Source organism: Salegentibacter sp. T436 (assembly GCF_001932675.1).
Classification (GTDB): domain Bacteria; phylum Bacteroidota; class Bacteroidia; order Flavobacteriales; family Flavobacteriaceae; genus Salegentibacter; species Salegentibacter agarivorans.
Genome location: NZ_CP012872.1, coordinates 325,500 through 345,794, shown reverse-complemented (window position 1 = coordinate 345,794; position 20,295 = coordinate 325,500). Strand labels below are relative to the sequence as shown.

18 protein-coding genes are annotated in these 20,295 nt (G+C 38.4%); 13 read left to right on the top strand and 5 right to left on the bottom strand.

Annotation, left to right across the window (positions count from 1 at the left end; all coding sequences use genetic code 11):
* Positions 1-165: 165 nt before the first annotated feature.
* The 13 genes from mraZ to ftsZ all read left to right on the top strand — a co-directional run bounded on the left by mraZ (position 166) and on the right by ftsZ (position 16,054).
* Positions 166-633, top strand: a complete 468-nt coding sequence (mraZ, locus tag AO058_RS01505; protein WP_075324911.1) for a division/cell wall cluster transcriptional repressor MraZ — start codon at positions 166-168, stop codon at positions 631-633.
* A complete protein-coding gene (gene rsmH, locus AO058_RS01500; RefSeq protein ID WP_075324910.1) occupies positions 620-1,516 on the top strand; it encodes a 16S rRNA (cytosine(1402)-N(4))-methyltransferase RsmH in 897 nt (298 codons plus the stop codon). The genes mraZ and rsmH overlap by 14 nt, the downstream gene beginning before the upstream one ends.
* Before the next feature lie 14 nt (positions 1,517-1,530).
* A complete protein-coding gene (locus AO058_RS01495; protein WP_075324909.1) occupies positions 1,531-1,848 on the top strand; it encodes an FtsL-like putative cell division protein in 318 nt (105 codons plus the stop codon).
* The gene (locus AO058_RS01490) at positions 1,849-3,840 is read left to right on the top strand and encodes a penicillin-binding protein (RefSeq protein ID WP_075324908.1); all 1,992 of its coding nucleotides are present in this window, start codon (positions 1,849-1,851) and stop codon (positions 3,838-3,840) included. It begins immediately after the preceding gene.
* The gene (locus AO058_RS01485) at positions 3,837-5,303 is read left to right on the top strand and encodes a UDP-N-acetylmuramoyl-L-alanyl-D-glutamate--2,6-diaminopimelate ligase (RefSeq protein ID WP_075324907.1); all 1,467 of its coding nucleotides are present in this window, start codon (positions 3,837-3,839) and stop codon (positions 5,301-5,303) included. The genes AO058_RS01490 and AO058_RS01485 overlap by 4 nt, the downstream gene beginning before the upstream one ends.
* Positions 5,304-5,338: 35 nt before the next feature.
* Positions 5,339-6,577: a phospho-N-acetylmuramoyl-pentapeptide-transferase gene (gene mraY, locus AO058_RS01480; protein ID WP_075324906.1), complete on the top strand. Its 1,239-nt coding sequence runs from the start codon at positions 5,339-5,341 to the stop codon at positions 6,575-6,577.
* 6 nt (positions 6,578-6,583) lie between these two features.
* Positions 6,584-7,951, top strand: a complete 1,368-nt coding sequence (gene murD / locus AO058_RS01475) for a UDP-N-acetylmuramoyl-L-alanine--D-glutamate ligase (protein ID WP_075324905.1) — start codon at positions 6,584-6,586, stop codon at positions 7,949-7,951.
* A gap of 63 nt (positions 7,952-8,014) precedes the next feature.
* Entirely contained in the window at positions 8,015-9,223 is a 1,209-nt protein-coding gene (locus AO058_RS01470) for an FtsW/RodA/SpoVE family cell cycle protein (RefSeq protein ID WP_075324904.1), read from the top strand.
* An 81-nt stretch (positions 9,224-9,304) separates the two neighbouring features.
* Positions 9,305-10,399: an undecaprenyldiphospho-muramoylpentapeptide beta-N-acetylglucosaminyltransferase gene (gene murG / locus AO058_RS01465; protein WP_075324903.1), complete on the top strand. Its 1,095-nt coding sequence runs from the start codon at positions 9,305-9,307 to the stop codon at positions 10,397-10,399.
* A 63-nt stretch (positions 10,400-10,462) separates the two neighbouring features.
* Entirely contained in the window at positions 10,463-11,818 is a 1,356-nt protein-coding gene (gene murC, locus AO058_RS01460) for a UDP-N-acetylmuramate--L-alanine ligase (protein ID WP_075324902.1), read from the top strand.
* Positions 11,808-12,524: a cell division protein FtsQ/DivIB gene (locus AO058_RS01455; RefSeq protein WP_075324901.1), complete on the top strand. Its 717-nt coding sequence runs from the start codon at positions 11,808-11,810 to the stop codon at positions 12,522-12,524. Before murC ends, AO058_RS01455 begins: the two co-directional genes overlap by 11 nt.
* Positions 12,525-12,527: 3 nt before the next feature.
* On the top strand, positions 12,528-13,895 hold the full coding sequence (gene ftsA, locus AO058_RS01450; RefSeq protein ID WP_075324900.1) for a cell division protein FtsA: 1,368 nt from the start codon (positions 12,528-12,530) through the stop codon (positions 13,893-13,895).
* Positions 13,896-14,014: 119 nt separating this feature from the next.
* Positions 14,015-16,054, top strand: coding sequence for a cell division protein FtsZ (ftsZ, locus tag AO058_RS01445; protein ID WP_075324899.1), 2,040 nt, complete (start codon positions 14,015-14,017; stop codon positions 16,052-16,054).
* An 81-nt stretch (positions 16,055-16,135) separates the two neighbouring features.
* Here the strand turns inward: ftsZ and AO058_RS01440 are convergent, their stop codons facing one another.
* The 5 genes from AO058_RS01440 to AO058_RS01420 form a co-directional block, all read right to left on the bottom strand.
* Entirely contained in the window at positions 16,136-16,339 is a 204-nt protein-coding gene (locus AO058_RS01440; RefSeq protein ID WP_075324898.1) for a hypothetical protein, read from the bottom strand.
* Between the two features lie 91 nt (positions 16,340-16,430).
* The gene (locus AO058_RS01435; protein ID WP_075324897.1) at positions 16,431-17,036 is read right to left on the bottom strand and encodes an inorganic diphosphatase; all 606 of its coding nucleotides are present in this window, start codon (positions 17,034-17,036) and stop codon (positions 16,431-16,433) included.
* A gap of 10 nt (positions 17,037-17,046) precedes the next feature.
* Positions 17,047-17,604 carry a hypothetical protein gene (locus AO058_RS01430; RefSeq protein WP_075324896.1) on the bottom strand — a complete coding sequence of 186 codons (558 nt, stop codon included), beginning with the start codon at positions 17,602-17,604 and terminating at the stop codon, positions 17,047-17,049.
* 25 nt (positions 17,605-17,629) lie between these two features.
* Positions 17,630-19,159 (bottom strand): helicase HerA-like domain-containing protein, encoded by a 1,530-nt coding sequence (locus tag AO058_RS01425; protein WP_075324895.1) that lies wholly within the window; start codon positions 19,157-19,159, stop codon positions 17,630-17,632.
* Positions 19,160-19,235: 76 nt separating this feature from the next.
* Entirely contained in the window at positions 19,236-20,288 is a 1,053-nt protein-coding gene (locus AO058_RS01420; RefSeq protein ID WP_075324894.1) for a S66 peptidase family protein, read from the bottom strand.
* Positions 20,289-20,295 lie beyond the last annotated feature (7 nt).

The window sequence follows — 20,295 nt, the reverse complement described above, 5'->3', positions numbered from 1 at the left end:
TTTAACACTAAAAGCACAATAAAAACCAAGCCTCTGAAACCTAAACAAATAGCGCTATTTGATAGTCTTTCAGCTAAATACAGTGGAGAAACTTATCAACAAAGTGGTAGAAAGTGGTAAAATGTGGTAAAATTTTCAATATATTTGACTCTATAAAGTATAGAAGTGGTAAACCTCATAGGAACATACGAATGTAAAGCAGATGCCAAGGGCCGGTTAATGGTCCCTTCGGCGTTAAGAAAGCAGCTTGCGCCTATGTTGCAGGATGGTTTTGTGCTAAAACGTTCGGTTTTTCAGTCTTGCTTGGAGTTATATCCAATGCAGGAATGGAATGTTTTAATGCAAAAAATTAACGGGCTAAACCGCTTCAAAAAGAAGAATAACGATTTTATTAGAAAATTTCAGGCTGGTGTGAAGATGGTGGAGGTAGATTCAAATGGAAGACTTTTAATTCCGAAAGATCTTGTGGCTTTTGCCGGGATTAGCAAAGAGATCGTGCTTTCTTCAGCAGTAAATATTATAGAGATCTGGGATAAAGATAAATACGAAAACACCATTGATGAAACTTCAGACGATTTTGCTGAATTGGCTGAAGAAGTAATGGGAAACGATGATTTAGATGCAATATCATAATCCGGTTTTATTAAAAGAATCTGTAGACGGTCTTAATATTAAAGAAGATGGCGTGTATGTGGATGTTACGTTTGGTGGCGGTGGTCATTCCAGAGAAATTCTAAACAGGCTCGGGCCAAAAGGAAAACTTTTTGCGTTCGATCAGGATAAGGATGCGCTGGAAAATAAAATTGAAGATCCGCGATTTATACTTATTCACGAAAACTTCAGGTTTATTAAAAGGTTTTTGAGGTTTTATGGAATAAAAAAAGTTGATGGAATTTTAGGTGATTTTGGAGTTTCCTCTCATCAGTTTAATGAAGCTGAAAGAGGTTTTTCTACGCGTTTTGATGCGCGTCTTGATATGAGAATGAACCAGGGAAGCAATTTAAGTGCTTTTGAGGTAATCAATGAATATACTGAAGAACAGCTTAAAAAGCTGTTTTATGATTATGCCGATTTAAAAAATGCGCCAAAGCTGGCGAATTTGATTGTTGAAGCAAGAAAAGAAAAAGCTATAGAAAGTAGTGAACAATTAAATGATTTGCTGAAACCGCACCTTTTTAAAGGAAAAGAAAATAAGATTCTGGCGCAGATCTACCAGGCAATTCGTATAGAAGTAAACCAGGAAATTGAAGCTTTAAAAGAGTTTTTGAAGCAAACCGAAGAGCTGGTGGTGAAAAATGGGAGAATTAGTCTTATTTCTTACCACTCACTGGAAGATAGATTGGTGAAGCGATATATAAGAAGCGGATTGTTTGAAGGTGAACCCGAAAAAGATTTCTACGGAAATATTTCAGTTCCCTTTAAAAAAGTGGGCGGACTTATAGTGCCTTCGGCGGAAGAAATTAAGGAGAATAACAGGGCAAGAAGTGCCAAGCTAAGAGTAGCTAAGAAATTATAGTTTTTTGAAACTTTATGAAAAAGGGTTTTTACAACATACTACGGGCTAATTTTCTTATTAGCAGGGATGCGGTAAACAACTGGCGCTTTATAGTTTTTTGTACGCTGCTCGCTATTATTATGATTGCGAGTTCGCACAGTGCAGAAAGGAAGGTGCATAAAATTGCAAAACTTCATACAGAAGTAAGAGAATTAAAAAGTGAGTTTGTAGATCGCCGTTCAGCGCTTATGCGTATTAAAATGGAATCTACAATTACGCAAAAAATGAAAGATAGAGGTATTCTACCTTCCGAGAATCCTCCTTATAAAATAAAAGTGAATATAAAGGAGTAAATGGCTACATCTGAAAAAGGCATATTGAATAGATTATACGTGGTTGCGGCCTGTATGTTCATTTTCGCTGTGGGGGTGGGCGTGAAGCTGCTGGATATTCAGTTTGTAGAAGGAGATCATTACCGCAACCTGGCAGAAGAGCGCACGGTAAGAAGTTTTAAAATTCCCGCCAGCCGTGGAAATCTTTATGATGCCAAAGGCAATCTTTTAGCAACTTCAGTTCCTAAATACGATATCCGGTTTGATGCGGTTACCGTTTCAGATAAAAATTTCCAGGAAAATATAGTGCCTCTTTCCAATAGCCTAACCGAGATGTTTGGGAAATCTGCAGCATATTGGTCTCAATATTTAAGACAGGCAAGAGCTAACGGCCAGCGTTATTTAACTATTGCAAAAAATCTTGGCTATTCAGAATATATGAAAGTGAAAAGCTTTCCTATGTTCAATTTGGGAACTTACCGAGGTGGAATGATTGTAGAGCAAAGAACAGTTCGGGAGCATCCACTTGGAAAAATGGGAGAGCGTACGGTTGGTTACGAACGCCAGGATGAGAATGGCTATTTTACCCGTGTAGGACTGGAAGGTGCTTTTAGTTCTTATTTAAGAGGAACAGATGGCCGTAGATTAAAACAAAAAATTGCCAAAGGCCAGTGGAAACCTATAAGTGATAATAATGAGGTAGAGCCTAAAGATGGTTATGATGTGATCTCTACTATAGATGTGAATATTCAGGATATTGCGCACCACGCTTTACTGAAGCAACTTGAATATTTTGAAGCAGATCACGGTACTGTAGTGGTTATGGAAACCAAAACCGGTGAGATCAAAGCAATGTCTAATCTTGGTCGGACTGAAACAGGGACTTATTTTGAAAAAAGAAATTATGCGGTTTACGAGTCGCACGAGCCAGGCTCTACATTTAAGCTAATGGCCATGACCGCCGCTTTAGAAGATGGCGTGATAGATACCAGCTCGGTTATAGATACTGAAAATGGTGTGGTACGATATTATGGAAGGCCGGTAAGGGATTCGCGTCACGGTGGCTATGGAAAGATATCTGCGGCCAAGGCATTTGAGGTTTCTTCCAATACAGCATTCACTAAAATTATTACTGAAGGTTATAAAGACAATCCGGCCAAATTTGTAGATAAGTTATACGATATGGGCTTAAATAGTAAAATTGGCCTGGATATAAAAGGAGAAGGATCGCCTAGAATTCCTCATCCTAAAGATAAAAACTGGAATGGTTTAAGCCTCCCCTGGATGGCCTTTGGCTATGGAGTTTCCATTACACCTTTGCAAACTCTGAACTTTTACAATGCTATTGCCAATAATGGGGAAATGGTAAAGCCGCGGTTTATTAAAGAGGTAAAAGAGTGGGACAAAAGTATTTTAAAGGTTGAACGTGAGGTGATGAATCCTAGAATTTGTTCTCCCGAAACTGCTAAAAAACTTCAAAAAATGATGCAGCAAACTGTAGAAAAAGGTACAGCTGCAAATATTTATACGCCAAACTTTTCTATGGCCGGAAAAACAGGAACCTGTCAGGTAGAATACTGGATTGAACCGGGAAGATATATCTCTTCTTTCGCGGGATATTTTCCAGCTGAAGATCCTAAATATTCCTGTATTGTGATTATTCATAAACCGAAAAGGAGTAAAGGATATTATGGAAATATCGTTGCCGCACCGGTTTTTAAACAAATCGCCCAAAAGATTTATACCGATACCCCGGTAATGGATACCCTGCCTTCCCTCGATATTCAGAATGATAAAGTGACAGACGATTTTGATGCATATTTTGCGAAAATTGATAATGAGAAAATAGTAATGCCAGATGTGACCGGGATGCCGGCTATGGATGCTGTTTCGCTTTTAGAAAACCTTGGTTTAAAAGTCAATTTCAATGGTACCGGAAAAGTTAACGGACAATCAATTACGGCAGGGCAGAAAATAAAAACTAATCAACAAGTAAATTTAAATATAGGTTGAGAGTCTTAAAAGACATATTATATAAAGTACAGATCGATGCCGTGGTTGGAAATACTTCGGTAACTATAAATAAGCTTCAGTTTGATTCAAGAAAGGTTGAATTAAACGATGCTTTTGTAGCTATTCGGGGTAGTATCTCAGATGGGCATAACTTCATTGAGCAGGCTATAAATCAGGGCGCACTCGCGGTTATTTGTGAAGAATTTCCGAAGGAAATTGTAAATGGAATAACCTATATAAAAGTAGAAAATGCCCAACAGGCTTTAGCTTTTATGGCTGCAAATTATTACGATAATCCTTCAGAAAAATTAAAACTTGTAGGTGTTACCGGGACCAACGGAAAAACTACGATTGCTACACTTTTATATAATTTATTTACAAAAGCAGGTTTTAAAGTCGGTTTACTCTCTACGGTAAAAGTAATGGTTGCTGAAAACACTTATGATGCAGTGAGAACCACTCCAGATTCTATTACCATCAATAAGTATTTAAAGCAGATGAATGATGAAGGTGTGGAGTTTTGCTTTATGGAAGTGAGCTCGCACGGGATAGATCAGCATAGAACCACCGCCCTGGAATTTGCCGGCGGAATTTTCACCAATCTTAGCCACGATCATTTAGATTATCACAGCAGTTTCGCTGAATACCGCGATGTAAAAAAGCGGTTTTTCGATGAATTACCGGCTTCAGCATTTGCGCTAACCAATACCGATGATAAGAATGGACAGATAATGCTTCAGAATACTAGAGCTCAAAAATATACTTACGCCCTAAAATCTTACGCCGATTATAAAGCGCAAATTCTTGAAAATTCTTTCACTGGATTATTGCTGAAAGTAAACGACCAGGAATTATGGACACGCCTCATAGGAAGCTTCAACGCTTACAATGTTTTGGCTATTTATGCTACGGCAGAACTTTTAGGCCTTGAAAATCTGGAAAGTTTAAAGATTATTAGTGAGTTAAATTCGGTTAGTGGAAGGTTTCAATATATCATTTCAAAAGAAGAGAAAATTACGGCGATCGTAGATTACGCCCACACGCCAGATGCTTTAAAAAATGTTCTGGAAACCATAAATAGCATTCGTACAAAAAACGAGGAGCTTATTACGGTTGTAGGCTGCGGCGGAGATCGCGATAAATCTAAAAGGCCAAAAATGGGTCATATTGCTTCGGCTTTAAGTACTAAAGTGATATTTACCAGTGATAACCCGAGAACTGAAGATCCCGATAAAATTATTGAGGATGTAGAAGCCGGGGTTGAACCGCAGAATTTTAAGAAAATTATGTCGGTAACCAATAGAAAACAGGCAATTAAAACTGCCTGCCAAATGGCCGGTGAAAACGACATTATTTTAATCGCAGGTAAGGGTCACGAGACCTATCAGGAGGTAAATGGAGAGCGTAAAGATTTCGATGACCTTAAGATAGTGACCGAATTTTTGAAACAATTAAATAAGTAAGCCCACTTTTTCCACTGGAAGAATAACCAGAAAATATGTTATACTATTTATTTCAATATTTAGATGCAGAATACCAGGTGCCCGGGGCGCGCTTGTTTGAGTACATTTCCTTTAGATCGGCGATGGCTATAATCCTTTCTTTGGCTATTTCTACGATCTACGGAAAAAGAATAATCAATTATTTACAGGCAAAACAGGTTGGGGAAAGTGTACGAGATTTAGGACTTAGAGGACAAAGCGAAAAAGCGGGTACACCAACTATGGGCGGGGTTATTATAATCTTCGCCACGCTAATTCCTGTTTTACTCTTTGCTAAATTGGAGAATATTTATGTAATCCTGCTTATAGTAACCACCCTTTGGATGGGAGCTATAGGTTTTATAGACGATTACATTAAAACATTTAAAAAGGATAAAGAAGGCCTGCAGGGGAAATTTAAAATCCTGGGGCAGGTTGGCCTGGGAATAATTGTAGGTGGCACTTTGTATCTGCATCCGGGAGTTACCGTAAAAGAAGAAACAAATGAGCCGGCGCCAGAGCAACAAGAGCTGGTAGATAGCTTTCAGAATATTAGGGAAATGGGCCCGGAAATTAAAACTACCACTACCACAATTCCTTTTGTGAAAAATAACGAGTTCGATTATTCCAGCTTGATTAGTTGGATAAATCCTGCTTTGGCAAATTATGCCTGGTTAATCTTTATTCCAATCGTAATATTTATTGTGACTGCAGTTTCCAATGGCGCCAATTTGACCGATGGAATAGATGGTCTCGCCGCTGGTTCTTCGGCAATAATTGTGCTCACGCTTGGGATATTTGCCTGGGTTTCGGGTAACATAATTTTTTCAGATTATCTCAATATAATGTACATCCCGCGATCTGGTGAGATGACGATTTTTATAAGTGCTTTTGCGGGTGCTTTGGTCGGATTTTTATGGTACAACACTTATCCTGCACAGGTTTTTATGGGCGATACTGGTAGTTTAACTATTGGTGGAATTATAGCCGTACTCGCAATTGCCACAAGAAAAGAATTATTGATCCCCATTTTATGCGGAATCTTTTTAATGGAAAACCTATCGGTGGTTATGCAGGTAGCCTGGTTTAAGATTACCAAAAGAAAATATGGCGAAGGCCGAAGAATTTTCCTGATGTCTCCTTTACATCATCATTATCAGAAAAAAGGATACCACGAAAGTAAAATAGTAGTGCGCTTTTGGATTATTGGAATTTTTCTGGCCATTGTAACTATAATCACGCTAAAAGTAAGATAAGAAATAGTGAAAACTGAAACTCAAAATACTAACAATTCCGGTAAAAAACTGGTGATCCTTGGCGGCGGCGAAAGCGGTGCTGGGACTGCTATTTTAGGCGTGAAGGAAGGTTTTAAGGTTTTTGTTTCAGATAAAGGAAAAATAAAAGAAAAATATAAATCGGTTTTTGAAGAATTGAAGATCGATTGGGAAGAGGAAATTCATACTGAAGCTAAGATTTTAGATGCCGATGTAGTGATGAAAAGTCCCGGAATCCCGGAAACTGTTTCAATTGTAAAACAATTAGTAGAGAAAGGTATTCCGGTGATTTCAGAAATTGAATTTGCTGCCGCTTTTACTTCAGCAAAAATTATTGGGATTACAGGCAGCAACGGGAAAACCACCACTACAAAATTTGTGCACCATATTTTAAAAAATGCAGGCGTAAATGTGGGAATGGCAGGGAATGTAGGCGACAGCTTTGCAAAACAGGTCGCTGAAACAAATCCCGACTGGTTTGTGCTGGAATTAAGCAGTTTTCAATTAGACGGGATTAAAGAATTTAGGCCTGATATTTCGGTGTTAACCAATATCACGCCCGATCATTTAGATCGTTATGAACATAAACTGGAGAATTACGTTTTTTCAAAATTCAGGATTGCCGAAAATCAAACTAAAGATGATTTTTTTATCTACGATTTAGACGATGAAATTATCACAAACTGGTTGGATAGACACCCGGTAAAAGCGCAAAAATTACCGTTTTCCCTTCAGCAAAAAGTAGAAAATGGCTCATACATAGAGAACGAAAATATTATAGTTAATATAAAAAACAAACAATTTAATATGCCAACAACAAAATTAGGTTTACAGGGTAAACACAATACTAAAAATGCGATGGCTGCGGCCACTGTTTCCCAATTATTGCGAATTAGAAAAGAAACTATTCGTGAAAGTATGGAGAGTTTTCAGGGGGTAGAACACCGCCTGGAAAAAGTGCTGAAAATTAATAATGTTCAGTATATAAACGATTCTAAAGCAACTAATGTAAACGCAACTTTTTATGCTTTGGAAAGTATGGAAAGTGAAACCGTTTGGATTGTTGGAGGAGTAGATAAAGGAAATGTTTACGACGATCTTCTACCACTGGTAAATGAAAAAGTAAAAGCAATTATTTGCCTGGGAGTAGATAACCAAAAGCTAATGCAAAACTTTGGGAATTGTGTAGATACAATTGTTGAAACAGAATCTATGAAAGAAGCTGTAAGAATGGCTTATAGTCTCGCTGAAAGAGGAGATTCGGTTTTACTTTCTCCTGCCTGTGCAAGTTTTGACCTTTTTGAAAATTACGAAGACAGAGGACGTCAGTTTAAAGATGCCGTTAGAGATCTATAAAAAGAGCTTAGATCCTGAAACAAGTTCAGGATGAGGTTCGATAAAAGGAAATTAAAGAATTAAATGAGCAACATTTTTTCAAATCTTAAAGGCGATAAGGTTATCTGGGCTACGGCCGGGCTGTTGGCAATATTTTCATTTTTGCCGGTTTACAGTTCCAGTAGTAATCTTGCGTATTTATATGGAGATGGCAGCACTTTCCAGTATGTGGTGGTGCATTTCTTCCATTTGCTTTTAGGTTTTTGTTTGCTCTTTGCTGTACATAAAATTCCCTATCATTATTTCCGGGGGCTTTCCATCTTATTTTTGCCGGTTGTAATTGTGTTGTTAATTTATACGGTTGCCCAGGGAACAATGATAGACGGTGCTTATGCGAGTAGATGGATCCAAATTCCGGGCTTAGGGGTTTCGTTTCAGTCATCTACGTTGGCATCGGTAGTTTTAATGATTTATGTGGCGCGTTACCTCTCTAAAAAAACCAATGAGAATCTCACTTTTAAAGAGTCAATTTTACCGCTTTGGTTGCCTGTAGGAGTGGTATTATCCTTAATTTTGCCGGCCAATTTCTCCACAACTGCCATCGTTTTTTCTATGGTGCTGGTGTTGATGTTTTTAGGAGGATATCCAATAAAATACCTTGGAATTATTGTAGCGGCAGGTTTGATTTTGTTGACTATGTTTATTCTTACGGCTAAAGCTTTTCCGGGGCTTTTACCAAATAGGGTAGATACATGGGCAAGCCGAATTGAAAGTTTTTCTAACGATGAAGATACCGAAGCCGATTACCAGATTGAAAAAGCAAAAATTGCCATAGCCACTGGCGGAGTTGCAGGGACAGGAATTGGTAAAAGTGTGCAAAGAAATTTTTTACCTCAATCTTCTTCAGATTTTATCTACGCGATAATTGTTGAAGAAATGGGCTTAATAGGTGCCTTCGGAGTAATGTTGGCGTATTTGCTATTGCTTTTCCGGATTGTGATCGTAGCTACCAAGGCTAATACGATTTTTGGAAAACTACTGGTTATGGGAGTTGGTTTACCAATAATTTTCCAGGCATTGATAAATATGGGAGTTGCGGTAGAGTTATTTCCGGTTACAGGACAAACTTTGCCTTTAATAAGTAGCGGGGGAACTTCCATTTGGATGACCTGTATGGCACTTGGAATTATTTTAAGTGTAAGCGCCAAACGTGAGGAAATGAAAGAACGGGAAGAAGCTGAAAAGGAACTGGATAATGAAAATCCACTAGATATTTTAAGCGAAGCTATATAACCAGCATGATGCTGGACGAAAGAAATTGCGAAAGATATAAATGTAATTAAGTTCCAAAAATAGGGATGGAAATTTAAAAAAATGAAAAAGGATTTACGTGTAATATTATCTGGAGGCGGCACAGGCGGGCATATTTACCCGGCCATTGCTATTGCCCACGAGATAAAAACACGTTATCCTGAAGCCGAAATATTGTTTGTTGGTGCCAGTGACAGGATGGAAATGGAGAAAGTACCACAAGCCGGTTACAAAATAGAAGGTCTTTGGATTAGTGGAATTCAGCGAAAGTTAACGATGAGCAATCTAATGTTTCCGTTTAAGCTGTTAAGCAGTTTGGCGAAATCCAGAAGAATAATTAGGGAATTTAAACCAGATGTGGTGATTGGAACGGGCGGCTTTGCTAGCGGGCCATTACTAAAAGTGGCAAACTCGAATGGCATTCCAACTCTTATTCAAGAGCAGAATTCTTTTCCAGGAATAACCAATAAACTTTTGGCAAAACAGGCCGATAAGATTTGTGCCGCTTATGAAGAGGTTAAAAGATTTTTTCCTGCTGAAAAAACTGTAATTACCGGTAACCCGGTTAGACAGGATTTATTGAAAATTGACGAAAACAGGGAAAAAGCTCTTGCACATTTTGGTCTTGAAAAAGACAAGAAAGTAGTGCTGGTTTTAGGTGGGAGCCTTGGCGCAAGAAGAATAAATCAATTGGTGGAAGCCAATTTAGAAAGATTTAAAGAAGAAAATATTCAGCTTATCTGGCAAACCGGGAAGCTGTATTTCGAAGAATATAAAAAGTACAATTCAGGTTTGGTGCAAACGCATTTATTTCTGAATGAAATGAATTTGGCTTATGGCGCTGCAGATGTTATTATTTCAAGAGCTGGAGCGGGCACGGTTTCAGAATTAAGTATTGTGGGAAAACCGGTGCTTTTTGTTCCGTCCCCAAATGTAGCTGAAGACCACCAGGCCAAGAATGCAATGGCGGTAGTAAAGAAAAATGCCGCGATGATGTTGAAGGAAAATGAACTGGATGAAAAATTTGAGACCGAGTTTTTCGCATTAATGGCTTCCGAAGAGAAGCAAGAAGAACTGGGAGAAAATATTAAAAAACTGGCTTTGCCAAATGCAACCGCAAGGATTGTAGACGAAGTAGAGAAATTGATTAAGAAGTAAGCAAATCAGATTCTGAAATAATCCCGAAAGATTGGGACAGAATGACGTGAGATTAAAATATAAATGCAGGATTTAAACCACATACGAAACATTTATTTTATCGGTATTGGCGGTATTGGGATGAGTGCGTTGGCGCGTTACTTTAAATTCTTGGGAAAAAATGTGGCCGGTTACGATAAAACTTCAACTTCACTTACCAGAACGCTGGAAGCTGAAGATATTGTTGTGGTTTATGATGAAAAAATGAAGTTGGTTCCAGCTGAATTTACAGATAAAGAAAATACGCTGGTTGTCTACACACCCGCGGTTCCTGCCGGTCACGAACAACTGGTTTACTTTAAGAATAATGATTTCAACCTAAAGAAAAGAGCCTCTGTGCTCGGATTAATTTCTAAAGGAAAAACCACTTTAGCGGTAGCTGGAACTCACGGTAAAACTACCACTACGGCAATTTTAGGGCATTTGCTTAAAGAAACCAATGCGAAAGTAACCGGATTCTTAGGTGGAATTAGTGAAGATATTCAAAGCAATTTAATCCTAAAAGGTGACGAAGTTATTGTAGTTGAAGCCGATGAATTTGATCGCTCATTTCTTCATCTTTCACCAAATATTGCAGCGGTAACCTCTATGGATGCCGATCATTTAGATATTTATGGCAAAAAAGAAGAGCTGGAAGATACCTTTAGGCAATTCGCAAAGCTAGTTCCTCAAAATGGAACTTTATTGGTGAAAAATGGCTTGCCGCTGGATGGAATTACTTTTGGAATAGAAGACAATGCCGATTATTCGGCTCAAAATATAAAGATCGAAAATGGAACGTATCATTTTGATCTAAAAACTCCTAACGGAGTTATTGAAGATTTTAAGTTTAATCTACCCGGCAAACACAATTTGCTAAATGCTATAACCGCCCTGGCGATGGCTATCCAATATGGATCCCCAATCCCCAGGCTATCCAGGGCGTTATATAGTTTTAAAGGTGTTAAACGTAGATTTTCTTATAAAATTAAGTCAGATAAGTTGGTGCTTATAGACGATTATGCACACCATCCGGCAGAGATCGCTGCGGTGAACCAGGCCATAAGGGAAATGCATCCCGGGAAGAAGGTTTTGGCAGTTTTTCAGCCGCATTTGTTCAGCAGAACGAAAGATTTTGTTGATGATTTTGCTGAAAGTCTGTCTTTATTTGATGAGTTGATGTTGCTGGATATTTATCCGGCGCGAGAATTGCCAATTGAAGGTGTTACTTCAGGCTGGCTACTGGAAAAAGTAAATAATAATTCAAAGAAATTAATTCAAAAAGAAAATATTATTGAAGAAGTAAAAAGATCAAATCCGGAAGTGGTGGTGCTAATGGGCGCAGGCAGTATTGGGGAAGAAGTGGAATCTATAAAAAATGGATTGCAGGATGAAGCTTAAGCTAAACTACATAAAACTGCCCGTTTTACTCCTTTTAGTGGGATTTCTGTTCGGTTTTGCAGAAAAACGGAATAATTCCCGAAAAGTGAGTGAGGTAAAAGTGCAATTTGTAACGGGTGAAAACCTGTATGTTACTGAGGAAGCGGTTAATAAGTTGTTGATACAAAATGATGTGGCCGCGGCGGGCATAGACAAAGAAATTTTAGATTTGAATAGGGTAGAGAGCCTGTTGAATAATCACGATATGATAGAAAATGCTGAAGCTTTTTTAAGTCTGGATGGGAAACTCCAAACTAAAATAAGTCAGCGTAAACCCATTGGTAGAATAGTGGGGAATTCTTCTTTTTATTTAGACAGGAATGGGCAGGTAATGCCGCTTTCACCATACTATGCTGCACGGGTACCACTGCTTATGGGAGTAGACTCCAGCAACGTAATTACAGCATATCCGCTGGTAGATTATATTCAGAAAGATGAATTTTTAACCCGACATATCACCGGTGTTAAACGTTTGCCCGGAGATAAATTTGAACTGGAAATGAGAAAATTAGACTTTAAGGTGTATTTCGGCAAAGCCAATGATATAGCCTTAAAGTTCAATAATTTTAAAGCATTTTATAAAAAAGCTTTACAAGACGAGAAATTAGAGACCTACAAAAAAGTGAATTTACAATTTGGAGATCAGGTTGTTTGCACTAAAAAGTAAATTATGGAACACAACGAGATAGCCGTAGGATTAGATATTGGTACCACAAAAATTGTGGCCATGATTGGACGTAAGAACGAATATGGAAAGGTAGAGATCGTAGGTATTGGGAAATCCAAAAGCCTTGGTGTTCACCGCGGGGTGGTAAATAATATTACCCAAACTATTCAGTCTATACAGCAGGCTATTCAGGAAGCTGAGGCAGATTCAGGATTAAAAATTAGTGATGTAGTGGTTGGTATTGCCGGCCAGCATATAAGAAGCCTTCAACATAGCGATTATATTACCAGGCCAAACCCCGAAGAGGTGATTGATGCCGATGATATACATAGCCTTTGCAACCAGGTTCACAAATTGGTGATGTTGCCTGGTGAAGAGATTATTCACGTTTTACCTCAGGAATTCAAGGTAGACGGCCAGGCAGAGATCAAGGAACCTATTGGAATGTATGGCGGGAGGTTAGAAGCTAATTTCCACGTAGTGGTTGGCCAGGTTTCTTCCATTAGAAACATTGGAAGATGTGTGAAAAGCGCCGGATTAGAACTTTCGGCAGTGACTTTAGAACCATTGGCTTCAGCTAATGCCGTATTGAGTCAGGAAGAAAAAGAAGCAGGGGTGGCACTTATAGATATAGGTGGTGGTACTACCGATTTAGCCATTTTTAAAGACGGAATAATTAGACATACCGCCGTAATTCCTTTTGGGGGAAATGTAATTACCGAAGACATTAAAGAAGGATGTTCAATTATAGAAAAACAGGCAGAATTGCTTAAGATTAAGTTTGGATCTGCCTGGCCTGGAGAAAATAAAGACAATGAGATTGTTTCCATTCCCGGTTTACGCGGAAGGGAACCTAAGGAAATCACCTTAAAGAACCTTTCAAAAATTATCCACGCTCGTGTAGTTGAAATTATTGAGCAGGTTTACCTGGAAATTAAAAACTACGGGCACGAAGAACAAAAGAAGAAGTTAATTGCCGGAATGGTCTTAACAGGTGGTGGAGCACAGTTGAAGCATATTAAACAACTTGCCGAATATATTACCGGGATGGATACCAGAATTGGATATCCTAACGAGCACCTTGCAGGAAATAACGATACCGAAACTACCAGCCCGGTTTATGCCACAGCGGTAGGATTGGTAATGAATAGCCTGGAACACGGTGAAAAGAAGTTTCAGGAAGAAGTTGTGCTAAAAAGCAAAGAAGAAAGAGAAAGAGAAGAAGAGGAGTTGCAGAAAGATTTTGAGCAAAATCCACCGGAAGGTGAAGATTTGAGGCAGGATCCCGAAGCTTCAAAAAGACCGCCCAAAAAGAGCATTTTTGATAAATGGGCAGAGAAGTTTAAAGATTTTTTAGATAACGCAGAGTAAATACCTCGAGGTAATCCTACGAGGAATAGAATTAAAAAGTAAAAACATTTCAACGTAAGCGTTGAAGCATATTAAATCTCACTTAGTGAGTAAAAGAGAGAACCAGTAAAACAGAATTTATGAGCAGTACAGAATTCGACAACATTGCATTCGATTTGCCAAAGAATCAATCGAACGTCATTAAGGTTATTGGTGTAGGTGGTGGAGGCAGCAATGCTATAAACCACATGTTCCAGTTAGGAATTAAAGGAGTAGATTTCGTGGTTTGCAATACCGATGCACAAGCCCTTGATAATAGTCCCGTTCCTAACAAAATACAATTAGGTGTAAGCCTAACCGAAGGATTAGGAGCGGGTGCTAACCCGTTAATTGGGGAGCAGGCAGCCGTAGAAAGTTTTGATGAAATTAAACAAATGCTTGATGTAAATACCAAGATGGTATTTATCACCGCAGGTATGGGAGGTGGTACCGGTACAGGGGCAGCCCCTGTTATTGCGAAACAGGCAAAAGATATGGATATCCTTACCGTTGGGATCGTGACCATTCCTTTTCAGTTTGAAGGGAAAATGAGGAACGAGCAAGCCCAACTTGGGGTAGAAAAACTTAGAAGTCACGTAGATTCCTTAATCGTGATCAATAATAATAAACTTCGGGAAGTTTATGGGAACCTTGGTTTTAAAGCCGGTTTCTCTAAAGCCGATGAGGTTTTAGCTACCGCTTCAAGGGGTATTGCTGAAGTAATTACCCATCACTACACGCAAAATATTGACCTTAGGGATGCTAAGACGGTATTAAGTAACAGTGGAACAGCAATTATGGGATCGGCCCAGGCCACTGGTGCAACCAGGGCTCAGGATGCTATAAGTAAAGCATTGGATTCTCCTTTATTAAACGATAATAAGATTACCGGTGCCCAAAACGTATTACTGCTAATTGTTTCGGGTGGCGAGGAAATTACTATTGATGAGATTGGAGAAATCAACGACCATATCCAGGCAGAAGCCGGGCACAGCGCCAATATTATTATGGGTGTTGGTGAAGATGAAGCTTTAGATGATGCAATTTCAGTAACAATTATCGCTACGGGGTTTAACGTAGAGCAACAAAACGAAATTGTAAATACCGAAACCAAAAAGATTATCCACACGCTGGAGGATGATCAAAAAGCTGAACAAAAATTAGATCCTAAGAAAAGAGGTTTTTATCCAAAACACAATCAACAGGTTGAAGAACCAAAACAGGAAGAAGAATCAAATACACCGGAGCCTGATAATACCATTGTACACACTTTAGACGATAGTGTAGAAGAAGTAGACGAGGTCGGGAATATTCAGGTAAAGGAAGACGAGCTTTACAAAACGCCAAAATCAGCGCGGGATATGGAAGTTTCTTATGAAGAAATAAATCCTGATGATTTTATCATTAATGATACTTCAGAAGAAATTAAATCTATGGAAGTGAATGAGCCTGAAGAGGTTCAAAATGATAATGAAGAGCAAATAATGTTCACTTTCGATTTTCCTATAAATCAGGAGAAAAGAGAGGAACCAAAAAAGGAACAAGCAAAACGGGAAGATCCTAAAGCTCAAACTCAACAGCCAAAACCAGAGCAAAAGGAAATTAGACATCAGCTTGAAGAAGATGAGTCTAAGAATATTGAAGTGAACGAACCGGTAGAAATCGTACCGGTAACCGAGAGTTCTACTCGTGGAGTGAAACGTTACAGCCTGGACGATTATATGGAATTTGAGCAATCTTTAGACAGGTCTAAACCACAAACTAAGAAGAAAGAGGAGCCAAAGGATGAAACCATTGCTTTTGAAAAGAAAACGGTAAAACCCGAACCTCAAACTCCTGAAAAGAAACAGGAAGAAAATGAAGGCGAAGAAGACCCGTTTAATAATCCTATTTCTGAAGTTTTAATTGAGCGTGCTGCCGAGCGTAGGGCGAAAATGAAAGAATTTAATTACAAGTTTAGAAGTAATGCCGCCCAAATTGATGAAATTGAAAAACAACCTGCTTACAAAAGACAGGGCGTAGACCTGGATAAAAATCAACCGGGAGAAGGAAAATTATCGCGCACTACCTTAGGGAAAGACGATAATGATGATCTTCATTTTAGAAGAAACAATTCTTTTTTACACGATAATGTAGACTAACACCAATCTTTTTTATATTACTGTTCATAAAAAAAGGTGCCTCGCAATGGGCACCTTTTTTGATTTTATAAAACCTCTTATTTAAGTTTTTTTCTCGGCTTCAATATCTTCGGTATCCTTTCTTCTTTTAATGAGAGAAATTCCTGAAATAAAGAAAATAAAACCAATAATGGCCAGCGCCCAGGGGCTTAACATAAGAGCAATACTTCCAAAAATTCCCAGAATTCCCATTACCAGTGCAATAGCACCGCCAACAGTTAAGATAATTCCTAAGACTTTAATCATAACTAAAATGTTTTGGTTAGGAGATTAAAGGTAACCAAATGTTTGAAAATCAAAGCGCGATTAACATTTCTTAAAGAAACGAGCTTAATGGTTAAGGTTTAGAAATCCACTTTTCTATTTCTAAAATTGCATCGGCTTCATCGCCCCAGCCTTTAATTTCTAAAACCTGGGATTTATCGTAATAAGTAAACCAGCTTTCCAGGATCTTAATTACTTCAGGATAATTTGAACTGAAGGTTTTATAATTTTCAACATTAATAATTTGATCTTTTATTTGAGCCGGAATAGCAATAACTTTATAATCAAATTCATTTTCGTCTATTAGCTTGAGCACCGCAATAGGGATAATTTCTATAATACTACCCGTTTTTTGACTTTCGCCAAGTACCAACACGTCTACCGCATCACCATCACCTCCTTTCCTGGGATCAGAAAATGTTGAAGGAATAAACCCATAATTCCCTGGGTAAGGCAGAAAGTTTATAATACGATCTTTACCATCTCTTTGGTCTACCAAAAATTTCTTTTGGGTTTTATGGTATTCAATCTTTTTATTGGTTCCCGCCGGGATTTCAATTACTGCCTGGTAATTTCCATTACTGGTTTTGGTTGGTAATTTCCCCAAATCTTTTGAGGTTTTACAGGCTGAAAAAATTAGAAATAATCCTAAATAAATACCGAAGGGAAGAATTTTCATTTTCTAAATTTTAGTCCCAGTAAATCATAAAATACTTGATCCTGGCCTCGTCTGGAATTTGTGACGCCCTAATTTTGGAATCGGTATCATACCTTAAATCTGAAGGTAGTTCCTTTTTGTCTATAGTGATATAAGCGTTTATCTCATCTAAAAAAACCACTGCCGCGTTAAGGGTATTTTCAATTCTGGAAATATTATAATCTTTCATAATATCTTTAAATGTACTCGCCGTACTTAAGCCGCTTTTGGTTTCATACCTTGGGTCAAGAACTCTTATGTAGCCAATAGTGCTGGTAGAATCAAATTCCTGCAGTGGTTCTAAGATCATTAAGGGTTTGCCTCCTTTTTCAAAAACTTTAATCTCACTGGTAGCCCGAAATTCTTCGGCGCCACTTTTTTGTTTAACAAGAGAATCTTCAGAAAACAGGGAATCTAACTGATTAATTTTAATATCCCGGTTTACTGGCCCCACCTGGTTAGCGGTAATTAAAAAAGGATTGTCTTCATCTTTTTGGCAGGAGGTTAAACCTAAAGTTAAACCAAGAATAAGTAGCAAAGATTTTTTCATTTTTTAGATTGAATATTGATGATATTTATTTTAATAATTTGTTGAGTACGCCCATAACGCCTCTAATAAATGTTGCGCTGGTAAGCACTTTAATTACTGCTCCCTGGGTTTTGCCAGAGGTTTTACGGGAAGTTTTACTACTGGCTTTTTCCCGTTCTAAAGCTTCAGCTTCAGCCTTTTCTTTGGCTTCTTTAGCTTCAGCTTCTTCTATTTTTTTATTTAGAAGTTCGTATGCACTCTCACGATCTATTTCCTCGTTATATTTTGGACGTAATTTAGATTGAAAAATAAGTTCTTCCAGTTCAGTATCAGTTAAAATATCCATCCTGCTCATTGGTGCTCTTAACATGGTGGCAGCAAGGGCAGAAGGTCTTCCTTTCTCGTCTAATGCCGAAACCAGCGCCTCACCAATACCTAACGAGGTAAGCTGGTTTTTGGTATCGTAATATTCAGAAATTGGATAATTTTCAGCCGATAATTTTATCGCTTTTCGGTCTTTGGCGGTAAATGCTCTTAATGCATGCTGAATTTTTAAACCCAGTTGGCCCAATACTTGGGAAGGTACATCGGTGGGGTTTTGAGTGACAAAGTAAAGCCCTACGCCTTTAGACCTAATTAACTTTACAATACTTTCAATTTGATCCAGCAACGCGCCTGAAGCTTCTTTAAAAATAAGATGGGCTTCATCAATAAATAAAACCAGTTTTGGCTTGTCGCTGTCGCCTTCTTCGGGGAAAGTGGTGTAGATCTCTGCGAGTAAACTCAACATAAATGTTGAAAATAACTTCGGCCTATCCTGAATATCGGTAAGTCGCATGATATTTACATAACCGTGGCCATTTTCGTCTTTCCTGGTAAGATCGGTTACGTTAAAAGAACGTTCCCCGAAAAAGCGTTCGGCTCCCTGCTGTTCAAGGGCTACAATTTTTCTAAGAATAGCACCGGTGGATGCGCTTGAAATTCTTCCGTATTCGTTTTCTATATTTTCGCGACCTTCATTAGTAACATACTGAAGCATTTTTTTAAGATCCTTCAGGTCTAATAATGGTAAGTGATGATCGTCGCAGTATTTAAAAATGATAGCGAGAATTCCTTCCTGGGTTGGGGTAACATCTAAAATTCGAGATAAAAGAATAGGACCAAATTCACTGACCGTGGCCCTTAAACGAACACCATCCTGTTCTGAAATTGTAAGAAATTCAACGGGTGATTTTGAAGCTTCAAACGGAAAACCTATTTTTTGATGTCTTTCATGTAAAAATTCTTCTCCGGCTGATGGTTTGGCGATCCCACTAAGGTCTCCCTTTACATCCATCAATAAAACCGGGACACCCTTTTGCGAAAGGTTTTCAGCAAGTATTTGCAATGTTTTAGATTTTCCTGTTCCTGTTGCTCCGGCGATTAATCCGTGGCGGTTCATGGTTTTTAGCGGGATTTTAACCGCCGCATCGGCGAAAGTTTCACCATCTAGCATTGCCGCACCTAAATGAATAAAATCTCCTTTTGGTTGGTAGGCATTGCGAATATGATCTACAAATTCTTGTTTTTTATCCACGTTTCAAATTTCCTTAAAAATAAGAATTGTTGCGAATAATTGCCGGTTTTCAGTCAATTTACTTTTAAATCTCAGGTTATTTTACGGGGTTTTCTAAAAGTTCTATACTTCCGTTTGTAGCGTTTATCTTCGCTTTCAATCCGTTAGGAACGGTAATGTTATCGTCTATATGGCCAATCATCGCTCCAGAAAAAGCAGGAATATGTAAAGGTTTTATGTAATGATCCATAACTTCTTCCATAGTTAGAGAACCATAACCTGAGCCGCCGGGATTGCAGCTGGTGCATTTTCCAAAGACAAATCCGCTTATTTTATCCAGAACTCCTCCCAATTGTAACTGGCTCATCATCCTGTCTACAGCATAAATTTGTTCGCCAACATCTTCTAAATATAAAATATTGTTTTTCCAATTTGTAGGAAAATATTCCGATCCCATAATTCCGGTAAGAACCGAAAGATTTCCGCCTATAAGTCGGCCGGTGGCTTCGCCGGGTTGAATAGTTCTAATACGGTTTTTAGTTTGAGCCAGGTTATCACCTTTATCTTTAGGATTTGTAAAAGTGATTTTTTCCTTATCGAATAACAAACGTTTAAAATGAACAAAACTAAAAGAATTCCAGGTAGAAACCGCCAATGGTCCATGATAAGTAACGAGTCCGGTTTTTTCGAAAATCGCCAGGTGTAAGGCCGTAATATCGCTGTAGCCAATAAAAATTTTTGGATTGTTTTTTATCAATTCATAATCTAATTTATCCAGGATTCTCGCCGCGCCAGATCCTCCACGAAGGGCCATTACGGCCTGAATATTTTCGTCGCGAAACATGTTATTGAGTTCTTCGGCCCGTTCTTCATCGGTTCCTGCCAGGTGGCCATAGCTACTTTTTACGAATTTGCCGAATTTCACTTTTAAGCCCATAGCTTCCAAACTTTCTTTAGCAATTTCGTAGGGTTCGGTTTCAAAAATAGCGCTAGACGGACTTACAACGCCAACCGTATCTCCTTCTTTTAATCCCTGCGGAATTATCACCGAATTATTTGAAAGCTTAATTTTATCAATTTCAGTAAAATTAGCCAGCGGAAAAGCTAAGCTCCCAATTCCTATATTTTGAATGAATTTTCTACGTTGCATGTATGAA